The following is a 17,179-nucleotide window of genomic DNA, read 5'->3' as shown; positions in this document are numbered from 1 at the left end:
CTCTTCCCCCTAAATAGTTATACGTTTTTATTCAATTCCATTGCAAGCCGGATCATATCACGACATACAATCCCATTTTCAATAATCTCTTCTTCATAATGCTTCGAAAAGTAATCAAAATCAATAGAAAAAATACGAAATCCACATTTTTGATATAAAGCAAGTTGTGAAACACTAGAATTGCCTGTACCAACTTCAAGTTTTGACATACCGTATCCTTTAGCAGTTTCTACAGCATGCCTTAATAGCTTCTTCCCAATCCCTTTTCCTTGCAAATGCTCTGCAACCGCAATATTCATGATTTCCATCGTCTTTGGCCTTGTTTCCAAAAGAACATATACACCGATAACGCTCCCCCCCTGCTTAGCTACGTATGTTAATCCTCTTTGTACATACGTAGCTATTTGCCGTTCACTTGGATCAGCAAGTAACAATAGAGACTTCGGTATAGCCTCTTTTGGAATACATTCTATTACAACAGACATAAAAAATTCCCCCTTCTCTATTGTTCTAAACCCTCCTTGTCTACCATAAGTAATAGAAAGGAGGGATTCACCATGGACAACAATGAGAAAAAATGCAACGTCATCTCTATTGATGGAAAGAAGAAGAAAAGCGACACGTATTCCTATCCAAAATTAGTAGTTGAAAACAAAACATATGAATTTTCTTCATTCGTCTTATGCGGTGAAACACCAGATGGCAGACGACTCGTTCTTACTCATATGATTTCTACCGATGAATTTGCTGGATTTGTAAAATCTTTAGATACTGTACTGCAAAAGAAAATTGAACGAATCTTTTTCTCATAACGACTATATAACATAAATTTCTTTTTCAATCTCTACTAACTGCTTTTGCAATTGTTCTTTACTTTGTTCATATAGAGATACATCAATCGTTTCAGCCAATGCAAACAATATACTTTCATAATAGTTCATCACATCTTGCTGCATCACTTTTTGGAATAAGTTCCACTTCATATCCCACTCTTGCTTATAATGATGAACAAATAAATCTTTTTCATCAGCTACATAGTTTGATACGAGCGGTTCTAATACAGATTTAGCGTCTTCTTGCATAAAAGCTTTGTCATTCTTTTCAAAAAAGCTTTTCTCATTTTTAAAATGTGCCAATGCTTTTTTGAAATCTTTTATTTCAACTGAAGGAAACGGTTCTTTATGTGTAATATCTTTATATTCATACTCCACTGTTCCATTCATAGAAATTGATTCATTTTCTACTTTACAGTTCACTACAATTTCGTTCTTTGCACGCTTCATCGCTTCATCTATCCATTTTTCAAGGCGTAATGATGTCGCACGCATTTCTTGCAATAAATCATGCTGAATAAATGCTACTAATTCCATAACACACTGTTGCAATTGTGTTTTCACATTTCCATCCGTTCGAAGTGACGCCGGATTAATAAATTCAGTAAACACATCGTTATAGCGTAGGAATAGACGCTGTTGCACGTAATAAAGCAACTCTTTCACTTCATTTTGCATCGCCTGTTCTTCAGCAAGTACACTATATGATGAAATGATATGAAGTAGTTGATCACGCTCTGCTTCATATTTTTTCGTTTGCTTCTCTTTCTCTTCATTCCCCTGTTTTGCACCCTTTATCATGTTTACTAAAAGCTGATCTGCCCCTTGCAAAGCACCATATAGAGCATGCACAGAAACAAGCATTAAATCTCTCATCATAAAGGACGTAAATGATTCCTCAAACTTCGTAATCCCAGAGTTTTGTAAAATACCATACTTCTCTTTTTCAACATTCTTTCCTTGTTTCTCTTCAAGCGCACATAAACTTGAAATTGCAAATAAACGCGGATTTCTAATACCGTATTGCAGCAGCTGATCTGCGATATAACCTTTTACCATTTCAAGTTCTTCTTCAGACTCTGCTAAATCCGCCGCATTAATTAAGAAGAACATTTTATCAAGGGCAAAAGTATCCTTTACACGACCAAGCTGAATTAAAAATTCACGGTCAGCACGAGAGAATACATGATTATAATATGTTACAAATAAAATAGCATCTGCGTTTTTAATATACTGGAATGCAACATCCGTATGGCGAGCATTAATAGAATCCGCTCCAGGTGTGTCTACAAGCGCTACTCCCTGCCTTGTTAAAGCACAATCATAATAAAGTTCCATATACTCAACGAAGCATGATTTCTCTTCATTCGCTACATAATCAGAGAACTCTTCTAATGTAACTTGTACTTGTTCTCCTAAATAAGTAGAAACTGCATCATATCCTTTTTGTACCGCTCGTAAAAAGCTAAATGTTGTTTTTTGCTTCCCAGTTGGTGAAGGATATTTCATAACTTTATCAATTTGTGCTAACGCTTCATCTAACGTAGCAATCTCATAATGAAACAGCTTATAAACAGCTTTCATATCTTCTAATAACGCTTGCTTTGATTTAAACTGAACAATTACTGTTCCGTGTGGTTTTTCCTCTGTAACCGGCAAAATTTGATTAATCGTTGCCGTCGTCGGGTTTGGTGATACAGGAAGTACTTTCTCACCGAGTAAGGCATTGGCAAATGATGATTTCCCAGCACTAAATGCCCCGAATAACGCTACTGTAAATTGTTTTGTTTCCACACGTCTTCTTTTCTCTATTACCTCTTGCTGTACATGTTTCAGCGCTGGCAATGGCTCTAATATCGTTTCAGCTTTTTTCACTTTCTCTAATATCCGCTGAATATTTAAAGCCGCCGTTCCTTTCAGCTCTTCTTCATGAACCGCTACGTTATCGTTTACGATTTCCTGCTCTTGTAGTGTAAATTTCTCACTAACAATTTGCTTTTCCCTTTGCAATATCTCATCTATTTGCAGCCCTTCAGGCGTAGCAACATGATCGTGCCAAACATTTCGTAAATAGTCTTCATATGCCTCCAAATTGTTACTGTATTGTAATTGTGTTTCTTTCGCCGTTTGCAGCATCGTATATGTTTCAATCTCTTCTTCAATACGAGCAACTGCTTCTCTCACCTTTTGCTTTAAAACGACCGCACTTTTATCAAAAATTTGCTGCGCTTTTATAAAATAACGTTTCTTCAGTTCATTCGCTACATCCGCTGTATAAAGAAGTAAGTAATCACCTGTGAAACCTGCGCCTTGTTTAATTACTTCAGCCAACATTTCTGGTCCGAAAGCAATTTCTAACCCATATATGTCTTTCCCAATTTCCTCCGTGAACAATCCTTCTTCTTTTAAGAAGGCTACAATAAATTCCTTCACATGAAAATCAAGCTGCGTTTCAACAGTCTTTTGAAGGGCAGAATAAAACGCCTCTACACGTCTTTGTTTTTCTTGCTCCGTCTTTCCTTTCGCAAATAGCAAACCGACCTTAAATTTTGTTAATTTCGTTTCTAAATATGCATTTGCCAATTCTCTCATTTCAAACGGCATTAAATAAGCGTTATCTAATATAGCTTGTAAACCTTTTATAAATTCATTTCTCACATAAGATTCTTTACTTGCCTCACGATTTTTCGCTTCCGTTAACTCTTCCTTCTTTTCAACTACCTCTGAAATAGAAAGTGGTGATGCTAACTCTTCCTCATATTTCAAGAGAGCTTTTTCATTTTCAGAAACAATAAACGAGAAATGTTCCCCCATTAAATATTCTGTTTCTCGCTCCATTCCAGTCCTTACATACTGCTCTTTTTCTTTCATAATAGAAGTAATTAACGCTTCTAAGCTTCTAATTTCATTATGTGGATGGTTCATCATTCGTAATGACGTATAATAAACACCATCTACTTCAATATCCCAGTTAGAGAATGATTGTTTTACACTATCTTTATAATTCTCAAACGATAATTCATTTTCTTTATGTTTATCTATTTGATTTACAACGAGATAAACCGTTTTATTACGTTGTTTCAATTCTTTAACAAATTGTAAATTCACTTCGGATTGGACGTGATTATAATCCATCATATAAAAAATGACATCTGCCAGATGAAGTGTCGACTCTGTCGCTAATTGATGGGCATCATCTGTTGAATCAATCCCTGGTGTATCAACTAACATAACCCCTTCAGGAATCGGCGCGTCGTTTCGATAAATATGAACACCAATTACTTCATCGCCGTCTTTACAAATTTGTTTTAATTCTTCTGCTGAATATGCACCGTCATATTCGTACTGCTCTCCAGATTTAACCGTTACAACAACACGATCCATTCCTTTTTCAATTTTGACAACGTTAGCGCTTGTCGGAATTGGACTTGTCGGTAACAACTGCGCTTTATATAGATGATTCATCATCGTTGATTTCCCTGCAGAGAAGTGACCGCAGAACGCTATCATAAGCTGTTCTTGTTTATATTTTTGAATTACCTCAAACAACTTTAAACTATTCTCTGCATCGCCGTGTTTTTGCCACTCTTCATAAAAACAAACAAGTTTTTTCATACCGTTTGTCTGTACTATGTTTGTCATCCCCTTGTTCCCCTTTATCCAAGATGTATATACTTTTCCCCGCTATTTGCGAGCTCATAACCAGTGAGAGTTACACCTACCCATTGATTACAGTTTCACTTTACTATCATACTAAATTTTCAGCATATTCTCATTAAAAATAAAAAATCCCTTTCATTCTTTTTACAAATGAAAGGGATTTTATGTCATATCACTCATTTTGCTGTTCCTACTCCATTTAAAACATACTTCGCAATAACTGCATATACAGCGACTGTACCTGCTACTAATGCATATACCATACTTACGCACCAACCTTTTTTGATAATGATTATCACTTTTGAATACAGTTTATCATTAAAGAGAATCATTATCAACACTTTTCATAAAGAAAGCTCCTTATAAGAAGGAGCTTTACTGCCTGTTTTGAAAAAGGTTAAAACTTGTTGTGCACTCTTATTATATCTCATCCTACATAACTTAACAGTTTAAAAAAATGGAAATATCCCCTATCCCCTCCACCTTACATTTCGTATAATAAAAGGGAATTACTTAACAAGGAGGAAAAAAATGACACAAAATCTCACACAAGGCGAGAGGATACACTCCATTGATATTATTAGAGGAATAGCTGTACTAGGTATTTTTCTTGTGAATTGGCCTGTTATCGCCGGGGTTGACTCACGTGATCTTTCAGGAATTTACGAAGGGATAGACAGCTACATTCGCCTATTTTACGATATGTTTATTCAAACGAAATTTTATACAATTTTTTCGTTTTTATTCGGATTAGGTTTTTATATTTTTATGAGTCGTGCTGAAGCGAAAACAGATCATCCAAAAATTTTATTTGTTCGCCGCTTACTTATTTTATTATTATTCGGTTTCTTACATTACGTTCTTTTATGGGACGGAGACATTTTACATACTTATGCGATTGCTGGATTTTTCTTATTTTTATTTTATAAGAGAGAACCTCGTACTATTTTAATATGGGCTATCGTTTTATTGAGTATTTTTCAATTCATTATGCTAATGGCTGGTATTACGGTTGCATTGGTACCAAAGGAAGAGCTAGGTTTTTCCTTACCTATCATGCCATTAGAAGACTGGCTGTCACAAATACAAAATCGTTTCCATACATTTTACGCTGATGGAATTGGATTAAATTTACTTATGCTCCCAGAAACAGTTGGGCTGTTTTTACTTGGTTTATACGCCGGCAAAAAGGATATTTTCCGCCGCGCGAAAGAGTTAGATCCAAAGCTTAAAAAATGGCAAATTATTATGTTCCTTTTTACATTACCAATGTGGTTCTTCATGGTTCGTTACTTCTTATCAAAACCATTTTATGAACCAATTTATATGCAGGTCTTTACAATGTTTAGCGGAAAAACGTTATTCATATTCTACATTTTCACACTAATGCGTTTATTACAAAAAGAAAAATGGCAAACGTTATTACGTCCATTCCAATACGTTGGACGAATGGCATTAACAAATTACATCTCGCATACAATTGTTACATTACTTGTATTTGGTCTATTTCTTAAAAATTATTATCCTGCTCCATTATGGGTTGGACCAATATTCTGCATTAGTTTCTACACGTTACAAATCTTTATTAGCCGCTGGTGGCTTTCACATTACCAATACGGGCCACTTGAGTACATTTGGCGTCTTGGTACTTACGGGAAAATGATGCCACTTAAAAAGAAAAGCAAGGTCTCATAACGAGACCTTGCTTTTTTACGCTTCTCTTACTGCATTTTGCATAGATACTGGCTCTTCTTCTACTTTCACTTTGCGCTGCGGCACCATATTAAATACGATATTTAAAAGTACTGCTGACGCACTTCCAAGTACAATTCCGTTATCTGTTAAAATACGAATGCTTTCTGGAAGTTGTGAAAATAATGTAGGAACGACTGTTACGCCAAGCCCAATTCCGACAGAACATGCAACGATTAATAAGTTTTCTTGTCTTCCGAAGTCAACGCTACTTAACATTTTAATACCATATGCCATAACCATACCGAACATCGCTAACATCGCACCGCCCAGTACTGATTTCGGAATAATTGTTGTAATAGCTGCGATTTTAGGAATGAAACCAAGTACGATTAACATACCACCGCAAGTATAAATAATAACGCGATTTCTTACTCCAGTTAATTGAACAAGTCCTACGTTTTGAGAGTATGTTGTATATGGGAACGCGTTGAAAATGCCACCTAACACCATCGCTAATCCTTCTGCGCGATAGCCTTTTGTTAATTCTTTTTCACCGATTTTTTTATTGCAAATATCAGATAATGCAAAGTATACACCCGTTGCTTCTACAATCCCTACACAAGCAACGAGAATCATCGTAATAATTGGTGTTAATTCAAATGTTGGTGTACCAAAGTAAAATGGTTGAATACCGTGGAACCAATCCGCCTCTCCAACCGCTTGCAAACTTACTTTCCCCATAAACGCTGCAACGATAGTACCGAACAATAGACCTAGTAAAATAGAGATTGAACGAATAAATCCATCAAAGAAACGATACATAATGATGATAAATAATAACACACCAAATGCTAATGCTAAATTTTCAAGACTACCGAAATCCTTACTTCCTACTCCTCCAGCCATATCATTAATTGCTGCTGGAACAAGTGTAACTCCAATTACAGTAACAACAGATCCTGTTACAACAGGTGGAAACAGTTTTACAAGTTTTCCAAATAATTTCGCAAAAATAACAACGAATAACCCAGCAGCAATAATTGCTCCATAAATTGAAGACACACCGTATTGTTTTCCAATCGCAATCATCGGTCCAACGGCTGTAAATGTACAACCAAGTACAACGGGAAGTCCTATACCGAAAAAGCGATTTGATAATGCTTGTAAAATTGTCGCAACGCCGCACATTAATAAATCAATTGAGACTAAATATGTTAACTCTTTTTGATTTAAACCAAGTCCACCGCCCACAATAAGCGGAACGATAATTGCTCCAGCATACATTGCAAGCATATGCTGCATACCAAGCGATGCAATTTTAAATGGATGCTGCTTCATCGTTTATTTCACCTCCGCAGTTTCTTGCTGTACAAATGTAACTGTGCCGTTATCAAGTGATGCAATTTCTGCTAGTGATTCAACACGAACGCCTTGTTCACGAAGCTTCTTTCCTCCATCTTGAAATGCTTTTTCAATAACAATTCCAATTCCTGCAATACTCGCTCCAGCTTGCTCTACTAAACTCATTAAACCTAAAGCAGCCTGACCGTTTGCTAAAAAGTCATCGATGATTAGCACACGATCATTTTCATCGATATGATTTCGAGATAATGAAATTTCATTTGTTTCTTGTTTTGTAAATGAATATACGTTTGCAACGTACATATTATCTTGTAACGTTAACGATTTACGTTTTCGTGCAAAAATTACTTTTACACCAAGCTCTAATGCAGCCATAACTGCTGGTGCAATGCCTGAAGATTCAATCGTCACGATTTTTGTAATGTTCTCTTCTTTAAAACGTTTAGCAAATTCTTTTCCGATTTCTTGCATAAGTACTGGATCAATTTGATGATTTAAAAAAGCATCTACCTTTAATACGTCACCAGATAAAACCTTTCCTTCGTTCAAAATCTTTTCTTGTAATACTTTCATGTTTGTTCCCCCTCTTATGCAATAAAAAAACTCCAAAAGCCGCCACCACTCGTTACAAGTGAGAGACGAGCTTTTGGAGTTTCGCAAAAAAAGAATGCTAAACAAGCAATTATATTCGTCCTCACTCATAGTCAAAGTATTTACGGTACTTCGGTAGAAACTTGCAGGCCATATCCCCGCGATTATATGAGTGTAGCTAACTATTTATTTTATAGAAGGATTATAACGTACTTTTTATGCTTTGAAAAGCATTTATCGAAAAAACACGTACAAATTTTTAAAAACTACTATTTTTGTTCGAGTTTTGCAAACTCTTTCATTTCCAATTACAACTTCGTTAAAATGATTGGCCCATCTTTTGTAATCGCAATTGTATGCTCATATTGAGCTGATAATTTCCCGTCCATCGTTCGTGCAGTCCACCCATTTAAATCTACTTTAGAATATCGCATACCTATATTTACAATCGGTTCAATTGTAATTACCATTCCTTCTTGTAACTGAGGTCCTTGTCCTTGTTTCCCAAAATGAAAAATTGCTGGTTCTTCATGAATCTCTTTACCGATTCCATGTCCCGTAAAGTCTCTTGCGACAGAAAAACCTTCATTTGTTACATAACTTTCAATTGCATAGCCAATATCTCCTACATGGTTATCGATTATCGCCTGGTCAATTCCTTTATACAAAGCATTCTCAGCTACTAACAACAACTTTTCTGCTTCATCAGAAACTTTTCCAACTCTATACGTCCAAGCAGAATCTGAAAGACCCCCATTTAAGTTTACTACCGTGTCAATTGTTACAATATCACCCTCAGTTAAAGGAACATCGGCCGGAAACGCATGACACATTTCATCGTTTACAGATGCACATATCGCATATGGATATCCGTTGTACCCTTTCTGCTCAGACGTTGCACCATGCTGTTCTAAATATGCTTCAACAAACGTATTAATTTCTTTTGTAGTAATACCTGGTTTCATCATCTTCGCAATTTCTCTATGACATGAAGCAAGTAATTTTCCAGATTCATGCATTAACTCTATTTCATTTTTCGTTTTAATTATACTCATGCTGTCTCTCCTTACTAAACTTGCTATTTACTATTAAACTTGCTATTTACTATTAAACTTCAATCATACACATCCTCTTCCAAAATTTCAAAACTTCCAATTACAAAAAGTATGATTTATTTCTGCATAAAAAAACAGAAGGAGATTCTTCTGTTTTTTAATCATTTTTACATATATAATTCATTTTCAAAAACTCAAAACAACTACCATTTGTTTTCTGTATAAACGTTCCAACTACTTCAAACCCTGCCCTTTTATACACTTTAATCGCTCTCTCATTAAATATAGCTACTGATAGTGTTATATACTTGCATCCATATTTTTCTTTACTAAAAGCTAGTATAGCGTTTAAGAACTGTAAACCAAATCCGTTCCCAGTTATATTAGGTCTCATTCCAAGACCAATATCAACCGTTCCGTCATTTATTTTACAAACAGTAAAATAACCAATGAGAGTGCCATTTTCCTTCACAGAAAATGTATGATCCCCTCTACTTTCATCATATAAAAATTCAGCTAAATCTTCTTCATCTGCCTCTATATCGTAAAAGGAATATTTCCCTTCATAATGCCAGTTGTATGCAATTTCTTCTGCTTCTTCTTGCGTCATTACTGTATATGTATAGTCCATTCTCCCATCCCCCTTTAAAAAAGAGCTGCAATTAAGCGGCTCTTTTTTTACAACTCATAAATCTCTTTATATTTCGCTTCTAAATAATCGGCTAAGTAGTTTGCATTTAAGCCTTCACCTGTTACATCTTCTAAAATTTCAAGTGGCTTTTTCGTTTTACCGTATTGGTGAATGTTTTCTGTTAACCATTCACGAATTGGTGTTACGTTTCCTTCTTCTAATAATGCATCAAAGTTCGGAATGTCTTTTAACATTCTTTGCTTAAATTGCGCTGCATACATATAACCAAGTGCATAAGATGGGAAGTATCCAAATGAGCCACCAGCCCAGTGAACATCTTGCAATACACCTTGCGCATCATTTTCCGGACGAATTCCTAAATATGCTTCCATCTTATCATTCCAAGCTGCTGGTAAGTCCTTCACTTGTAATGTACCATCAAATAATTCTTTCTCTAATTCATAACGCACCATAACATGAAGCGGGTATGTAAGCTCATCTGCTTCTATACGAATGAATGACGGCTTCGATTCGTTAATTGCATCATAAAATTCATCGACTGACATATCATCAAATTGACCATTGCTATACTCTTTTAATAAATCATAATTTTTCTTCCAGAATGATTTATTACGGCCGATAAAGTTCTCAAAGAATAATGATTGTGATTCGTGAATACCCATAGATGTACCACTGCAAAGTGGTGTACCTTCAAATTGTTCTGCAATATTTTGTTCATATACTGCATGACCACATTCATGAATCGTTCCAAAAACAGCCATACGAAAATCTTTTTCATCATAGCGTGTCGTAATACGAACATCCCCTCTATTTAATGTAATTTCGAAAGGATGCACTGTTTCATCAAGACGACCTGCTTCAAAGTCATAATTCAATTGCTTTAATAGTTCTAATGTAAAGTTCTTTTGTTTTTCTTTTGAAAATTGTTCCGATAAAGCACTTGTTTTTAATCCTTTTTTAGACTCAGAGATTTCTTTTACAAGCGGCACGATGCGCTCACGAAGTTGACCAAATACGTGATCTAAAACTTCTACTGTAATACCTGGCTCATACATGTCTAATAATGTATTATATTTATATGTTTCATAACCCCAATATGTAATAAATTTCTTTTTAAATTCAACAATTTTTTCTAAGTATGGGCGGAACATTTCGAAATCAGATTTTTCACGAGCTTCTTCCCACACACTCTCTGCTTTCGCTTCTAATTTCACATAAGCCTCATATTCAGCTTGTGGAATTTTTTTATTTCTATCATATTCTTTCCGACACTCTTCAACCATTTTCTTCGTTGTTTCAGAAAGTTTATCTTCACGTATTAAAGCTTCAAGCTCTGTTAAATAGTTTCCCATCTCATCTGAAGTCGACATAGCAAACACTTCTGACGAAAGCATACCAATTACTTCTGAACGCTGATCTACACCTTTTTTGGGTGCACCTGTTCTTAAATCCCAAAACATTAAACTTAATGCTTCTCCGTAATTTTGTATCTTCTTCACGTATGTTAAAAATTGTTTTTCTACTTCATATGTAGCAACTGTCATCGTATAAAAGCCTCCTTTTTCTACCTCAAACTTAATTCGACACGGAAACATAAATTCCTTTTATAATAGAAAAAAAGCTTGGCAAGCGCCAAGCTTTCTCCTTATAATTCTTTACCTTCTACTGGCAGTACATTTTTCACAGCTGCAACTACTTTCTCTTCTTCTGAATCAGATAAGAAAATTGATATGGCACCTTTATCTTCACTTGTACGAATTAAACGCCCAATTCCTTGACGAAGTCGTAAAATCATATATGGTACATCTACATCCCAGAATGGATCATTTACGTGCTTACGTTTCGCTTCAAACACAGGATCGTTTGGAGGGAATGGTAAAGACCAAATAATAACGTGCGATAATGATGAACCAGGAATATCTAAACCTTCCCATAAATGAACCGCACAAAGTACAGTCTCTTCTTCATTTTGGAAACGAGAAACGAGCTGGCTAATTTCCTGATCTCCTTCATATAAGAACGGAACCGACATTTGCTCTTTACTTACATACTCTTTGAACGCTGCAAGCTCTTGCGTTGTACGGAATAATACAAGCGTACGTCCATTTGTTTTTTGTATATTTTCAAGTGTATATTGACACTTTCTTTCCCATTCATTTTCTTTCGTATGTGATAGTAAGTTTACTGTCATTTGCTCTTCGTAGTCAAACGGTGAAGCAACTGAGAATGACAAGTAATCTTTTACCCCTAGGCTATTAGCTGTGAAAGCGAATGAATCGTTGTTCGATAATGTCGCAGAAGAGAAAATATACGGTATTTTCTTCGAGAATACTTTCTCTTGTAACACTTCTTCAACTGCACGCGGCATAATAACTAACGTGAAGGCACCATCACCTTCTTCACCCCAAGTAATTACATTTTTCTCGTGCATGAACAGACGAAGTGAATGTTCTAATACATCTAAATGCTCATCAACAATATTTAAATCATACGTGTTTACTGTATGCATTTCACTTTCGAATACTAATGCATCTCCAACTTCACCGATTTTTGCATAAAGTCGTTTCGCTTCAGCTGTTACTTTTTCTGTCACAGTAATTTCTAGACGATCAGAACCGGCAATTTCCTTTTTATTCTCTTGTAACACATCAAAGAATCGTTCAGTTTGCCAAATTGTTTCTTCTACTAAATGTGCAAACTCCTCACGAATATCGTTTTGTAGCAATCTCGTTAATAGTTGCTCCATCATCGTTTGCTTTAAACGGTATGTTAAAGCTTTTTGAGCTGCATATTCTACAAGATGTCCTTCATCGAATACAACGCAGCTACTTTCTGGTAATAATGGAATTTGCCCTTCGCGCTTACGAGCATCGTACGTCCAAATATGATCCATATAGAAATCTTGAGAACAAATAATTAAATCTGCTGCTTTACGATAATGTTCACGAGAAAGAGTTTGTCCACAACGATGACGAGAATCACAAGTAAAGCAATCTTGGAAGTAATCCCAATTTACTTTTGACCATTCTTCGTCATTTAAAAGTGGAAATTCTTTTCTGTCACCATAGTGAGTAAAGTTTTGCATCGTACCATGATCGAATACAAACTGTGGTAACTCGTAATATACGTCTTCAATTACTTCTGGAGCTCGTCCACTCATAACATCTTCAAGTTTACGTAAGCATAAATAATTATCCATTGATTTTGCAAGCCTTACATCAACAGATAGCCCTAATGCTTCAGATAACTTAGCGATGTCCCCTTCTTCTTTCACAAGCTGCTCAATTAACGTTTCATCTGCACAAGCAATAATAGCTGGTTTCCCAGTATAACGCGCGTAACAAATTGCATATAGAAGATATACAATTGTTTTCCCTGTTCCTACACCAGCTTCTGCGAACATAACTTTCTTTTCTTGGAAAGCGCGTTCTAACTGAAACGCCATAAAAATTTGTTCATCACGCTCTTCAAAGCCTTTTTCCGGAAGGATGTCGTAAAACACATCTCCAATCCACTCATTCAACTTATCATAAAAATTATCTTGTTTTCCTACTTCAAATGGTAATCTCTTCTCAGTAAACATCCTTAGCCTCCAACCAAAAAGTTTTTCTATAAAAAGATAATAGCAACTGCTACGCATATGTGTGCAGCCACTTTCCCCTGTTGCAATACATAGAAATTCACGAAAAAAAATTTTCCTTTCGAAAAAGGAAAATTTTCTTCTATATTAATGACTTTAAATACCGTTTATCAATCGCTGTTTCATGTGAAAGAGCTGACAAATATTCTTCTTGCGCTTTTTGTATTTCATCTACAATCGCACCTTGACTATCCACTTCTTTTCCGAGCTCATCATACGTACGGTGAATAGCTTTTTGAATCATTGATAATTGAAAATTATCCATATGACTTCCTCCTTTACGCATTACATAATAGCCAGTATATGCGCGCTAGAGGAGTTTTATACTATGAATTACGCGGTGGACGTTTTCCGAAGTATTGGTAGTAATCTGTACGGATAAATCCGTTAAACAGCTTACGCTTCTTCGACGCATCTTTTCCGTAACACTTCTCAAATGCTTCGTAGCTTGTTAATACATACGCTGACCATGTATCTAATGGGCGGAATACTTGTCCCATTTCTTTATACAGTTGTTCAACAAGTGCTTTTTCACTTAAACGTTCTCCGTATGGAGGATTCGTTACAACGTAGCCATAATCCTCTTTTGTTGTGAAATCTTTTACTTGCATTTGTTTAAATGTAATTAAATCGCCTAAGCCTACTTCTTCTGCGTTATCTTGAGCAACTCGAATCATACGATGATCAATATCTGATCCAATGATTTGTAATCGTTGATCATAGTTCGCTAAATCTTCAGCTTCTTGACGAGCTTCACGCCAGTTTTGTTTCCCTACCCAGCCCCACTCGTCAGATGCGAAACCACGGTTAAATCCTGGTGCAATGTTTTGTCCAATTAATGCTGCTTCAATCGGAATTGTACCTGATCCACAGAATGGATCAACAAATGGACGATCTGGCTTCCAGTTTGTTAATTTAATTAAAGACGCAGCTAATGTTTCTTTTAACGGAGCTTCCCCTTGATCCATACGGTATCCACGTTTATGAAGCCCAACACCGCTCGCATCAATTGTTAATGTTGCAATATCCTTGAGCATTGCAATCTCGATACGGAATAACGGACCATCTTCTTCAAACCAAGTTGTACGTTTATATGTTGTTTTTAATTTTTCAACGACAGCTTTTTTAACGATACGTTGGCAATCCGAAACACTGAATAATTCAGATTTTAAAGATTTACCGATAACAGGGAATTCACCATTCTCTGGAATATAATCTCCCCAGTTTAATGCTTTTGTTTTTTCAAATAGCTCATCAAATGTCGTTGCTTTAAATTCGCCAACTTTAATTTTTACACGGTCCGCAGTACGTAACCATAAGTTCGTACGACAAATCGCCTTTTCATCTGCTTCAAATGTTACTTTGCTGTTTTCTACTTGACATTCATAACCAAGATCGCGAACTTCTCGGGCAACTAACGCTTCAATACCCATTGCCGCTGTTGCAATTAAAGTAACTTTTCCCATTTGCATTCACCTCTTATGTATATTCAAACAATAATTAATAGCAATTGGTCCTATTAATTATTACATTTTACGAAAAATTTTCTCATTAACCATTTTAACTCATACTTTATAACTTCATACAAATAAAAAGCCCTCCTCTAACAAAGGAGAGCTGAGTTATTTCATAGTTGGTTCATAACGTTCTGTAAGCCATGTTCTGTTCCTTTGTACTACAAACGGCCCACGCCTCGTACTCCGGTGGCAATCATCTATCTACAGGTTATAAAACCTGTCCTTTCCCGTCGTTCATTTCCTTGGAAAAGATTCCCCTACCATTATTTGGGTTTCTCGCTCGTGGGGTTTACCTCGTTCCACTCCTATCATTTCTTCAAGGACTTCGTCACTGTGGCACTTTAAAGGTAGTCAAACCATATCCGAAAGGACTTAGGTTTTTTCCCTGCCGTTAAACCAGCCTTACAGCCAGAATACCCTAGCTTATGAATTGGCTAGGCACGAACACTACAGCCATCTCAGGCCGTGCGAGCATGGACTTTCCTCTACAACGTTGGCGTTGCAGCGATTACCCAAACGTTATGACATCCATTAGTATAGTGGAAACAAAAAGATTTTGCAACGTTTTTTTCTATGTAAAATGCTTAAACCTTTTCCCACCTTACATCATTCGTATAACTTACTTCCAAATACAGCTTTTTCTAAGTTAGATAAGCGTTTTAAAATATCCGTATTCGTGTTGTTATAAACCGGTTGTGCAACTGGTGTTTGTACAGGTTGTTGTGGAACTTGCGTTACTGCTAGTTTTTGTTCCTCTAATTCACGCTTTAAACGAGCATTTTGTTGCTTTAATTGCTCAAACTCTTTGTGGAAAGCTTCATAGTCTTTAATGATCATATCAAGAAACTTGTCTACTTCTTCTTGCTGATAACCTCTCATACCTGTTTTAAATTCTTTTTCTAAAATATCTTTCGCTGTTAATTTAATTTTATCCGAAATCATTTTCTTCACCTCAAATTTTTACCAAAACTTTCATTAACTAAATTTTTTCAGAAACAATGCTTTTTGTCAATCATATATACGAGTACTATATTACATATTACTCTGCATTATTCCACTGTTCCTCTTCTATTATATCTTGTAAATCAGAAAAAAGAATGAAATAACTGTGATAATTTTCTATTTCTCCTTTTTTCTTTGCTGATTCTACAATATATTTGGGACTTCCTGGTTTTTCTTCATCGTATACCGCTAAAAGCGCATCACTTTTTTCAATAAAAAATTGATTTTTTAATTTAAATTGCTCTGGGCTTTCATACTTCCGTTTCGTGATACTATCAACATGGTCTGCTTGAGAAAGAATAAATTCGTAATATTCACGATTATCTTCTTTCCAATTTTCTTCTTGTTCTAAAAACGGAGTGAATACCGCTAATTTTAAATCAGGATATTCTACTTGCATTTCAAAAACAACTTCAGCAGCCCATAATTCTACACCTAATTGGCCGCTTATTATAACCCATTCTAAACCATCTTCTACAAAAGTGATTAATTTACGGTGTAATGCTTTCTTTATACACTCCACTCCTGGATGATCATTTTTAAATATTCCAAGTTCAAATGGCTTATATCCTGTTACTGCAATAACTTTCATATCAACACTCCAATTACAAAAAAAGAACTAGCATTTCGCTAGTTCTAACATATCATTTACTTTTTAAATATTCCACCAACGTTTGGTCCGATATTTGGACCTACTGGTGATACATTGTTTGGTAAAAACGGTGATACATTTGGTCCTGGTCCAAACGGTGATACATTCGGTCCTGGCCCAAATGGAGATATTTGATGACCGTGGTGATGATGATGATGATGACCATGGCCACACGGTCCACATCCGCCACCGAATCCTGGGTCGATTGGGTCCACAACATTTACATTTGAATTTGTTTGCGGGAAGAAGTTTTGGTTTTTAATTTGTTGATGATGTACATGTGTTGTATGTGTTGGGAAAATGTGTGGCACCACCGTTGTTGAAAAAGAGTGTGTTACGCATTGTTTCGTCGGATGAATGACAGGAGCAGTCGTACAAATAGGTCCTGTAGGCTTATGCCCTCCAAAGCAAGGATGACAATGATGCATAGTTTTTTCTCTCCTCTCTCGTTAAAAAAATCTGATTACACTTTACAGTATGAGAAAAGAGAGAAAGCCGTTTGTTATATATACCCATTTAT

16 protein-coding genes, 1 other RNA gene and 1 riboswitch are annotated in these 17,179 nt (G+C 35.8%); of the genes, 2 read left to right on the top strand and 15 right to left on the bottom strand.

Translation table 11 applies throughout. The features are described 5' to 3' along the window. Window positions 1-17 precede the first annotated feature (17 nt). Window positions 18-485 carry a GNAT family N-acetyltransferase gene (locus MR112_RS01840; RefSeq protein WP_086395960.1) on the bottom strand — a complete coding sequence of 156 codons (468 nt, stop codon included), beginning with the start codon at window positions 483-485 and terminating at the stop codon, window positions 18-20. Window positions 486-557: 72 nt separating this feature from the next. Here MR112_RS01840 and MR112_RS01835 point away from each other — a divergent pair, with 72 nt between their 5' ends. Next, a complete protein-coding gene (locus MR112_RS01835) occupies window positions 558-812 on the top strand; it encodes a DUF3931 domain-containing protein (protein ID WP_000369740.1) in 255 nt (84 codons plus the stop codon). Between the two features lie 3 nt (window positions 813-815). Here MR112_RS01835 and MR112_RS01830 read toward each other — a convergent pair whose 3' ends face one another. Continuing rightward, window positions 816-4,475 carry a dynamin family protein gene (locus MR112_RS01830; protein WP_086395959.1) on the bottom strand — a complete coding sequence of 1,220 codons (3,660 nt, stop codon included), beginning with the start codon at window positions 4,473-4,475 and terminating at the stop codon, window positions 816-818. 194 nt (window positions 4,476-4,669) lie between these two features. Beyond that, a complete protein-coding gene (locus tag MR112_RS01825) occupies window positions 4,670-4,834 on the bottom strand; it encodes a hypothetical protein (protein ID WP_002182615.1) in 165 nt (54 codons plus the stop codon). 190 nt (window positions 4,835-5,024) lie between these two features. Here MR112_RS01825 and MR112_RS01820 point away from each other — a divergent pair, with 190 nt between their 5' ends. Continuing rightward, a complete protein-coding gene (locus tag MR112_RS01820) occupies window positions 5,025-6,188 on the top strand; it encodes a DUF418 domain-containing protein (protein WP_086395958.1) in 1,164 nt (387 codons plus the stop codon). A gap of 15 nt (window positions 6,189-6,203) precedes the next feature. On the opposite strand, the gene pbuX is transcribed toward MR112_RS01820, so the two are convergent. The 12 genes from pbuX to MR112_RS01760 form a co-directional block, all read right to left on the bottom strand. After that, entirely contained in the window at window positions 6,204-7,526 is a 1,323-nt protein-coding gene (gene pbuX, locus MR112_RS01815; protein ID WP_000809224.1) for a xanthine permease PbuX, read from the bottom strand. A gap of 3 nt (window positions 7,527-7,529) precedes the next feature. After that, on the bottom strand, window positions 7,530-8,123 hold the full coding sequence (locus tag MR112_RS01810; RefSeq protein ID WP_000866483.1) for a xanthine phosphoribosyltransferase: 594 nt from the start codon (window positions 8,121-8,123) through the stop codon (window positions 7,530-7,532). 108 nt (window positions 8,124-8,231) lie between these two features. Continuing rightward, a riboswitch (purine riboswitch) is annotated at window positions 8,232-8,333 on the bottom strand. 116 nt (window positions 8,334-8,449) lie between these two features. Further along, window positions 8,450-9,196, bottom strand: a complete 747-nt coding sequence (locus MR112_RS01805; protein WP_000022484.1) for a type I methionyl aminopeptidase — start codon at window positions 9,194-9,196, stop codon at window positions 8,450-8,452. A 157-nt stretch (window positions 9,197-9,353) separates the two neighbouring features. Beyond that, window positions 9,354-9,827: a GNAT family N-acetyltransferase gene (locus tag MR112_RS01800; RefSeq protein WP_242244738.1), complete on the bottom strand. Its 474-nt coding sequence runs from the start codon at window positions 9,825-9,827 to the stop codon at window positions 9,354-9,356. A gap of 47 nt (window positions 9,828-9,874) precedes the next feature. After that, window positions 9,875-11,392, bottom strand: a complete 1,518-nt coding sequence (gene ypwA, locus MR112_RS01795) for a carboxypeptidase (protein ID WP_000215078.1) — start codon at window positions 11,390-11,392, stop codon at window positions 9,875-9,877. A gap of 101 nt (window positions 11,393-11,493) precedes the next feature. After that, entirely contained in the window at window positions 11,494-13,431 is a 1,938-nt protein-coding gene (locus MR112_RS01790; RefSeq protein WP_242244737.1) for an ATP-dependent DNA helicase, read from the bottom strand. Between the two features lie 139 nt (window positions 13,432-13,570). Beyond that, window positions 13,571-13,753 (bottom strand): DUF3921 domain-containing protein, encoded by a 183-nt coding sequence (locus MR112_RS01785; RefSeq protein ID WP_000368570.1) that lies wholly within the window; start codon window positions 13,751-13,753, stop codon window positions 13,571-13,573. Between the two features lie 61 nt (window positions 13,754-13,814). Continuing rightward, window positions 13,815-14,954: a THUMP domain-containing class I SAM-dependent RNA methyltransferase gene (locus MR112_RS01780; RefSeq protein ID WP_000521224.1), complete on the bottom strand. Its 1,140-nt coding sequence runs from the start codon at window positions 14,952-14,954 to the stop codon at window positions 13,815-13,817. Between the two features lie 180 nt (window positions 14,955-15,134). Further along, window positions 15,135-15,525: RNase P RNA component class B (rnpB, locus tag MR112_RS01775), an RNA gene on the bottom strand. An 86-nt stretch (window positions 15,526-15,611) separates the two neighbouring features. Beyond that, a complete protein-coding gene (gene gpsB, locus MR112_RS01770; protein ID WP_000622431.1) occupies window positions 15,612-15,947 on the bottom strand; it encodes a cell division regulator GpsB in 336 nt (111 codons plus the stop codon). Between the two features lie 97 nt (window positions 15,948-16,044). Further along, complete coding sequence (locus MR112_RS01765) at window positions 16,045-16,599, bottom strand: SLOG family protein (RefSeq protein WP_000862908.1); 555 nt, start codon at window positions 16,597-16,599, stop codon at window positions 16,045-16,047. Between the two features lie 56 nt (window positions 16,600-16,655). Further along, window positions 16,656-17,087: a CotD family spore coat protein gene (locus MR112_RS01760; RefSeq protein WP_000546272.1), complete on the bottom strand. Its 432-nt coding sequence runs from the start codon at window positions 17,085-17,087 to the stop codon at window positions 16,656-16,658. Window positions 17,088-17,179: the final 92 nt, after the last annotated feature.

The sequence above is a fragment of the Bacillus cereus group sp. BfR-BA-01330 genome (genome assembly GCF_022663885.1).
Classification (GTDB): domain Bacteria; phylum Bacillota; class Bacilli; order Bacillales; family Bacillaceae_G; genus Bacillus_A; species Bacillus_A cereus.
This window is presented reverse-complemented; position numbering and strand designations above follow the sequence as displayed.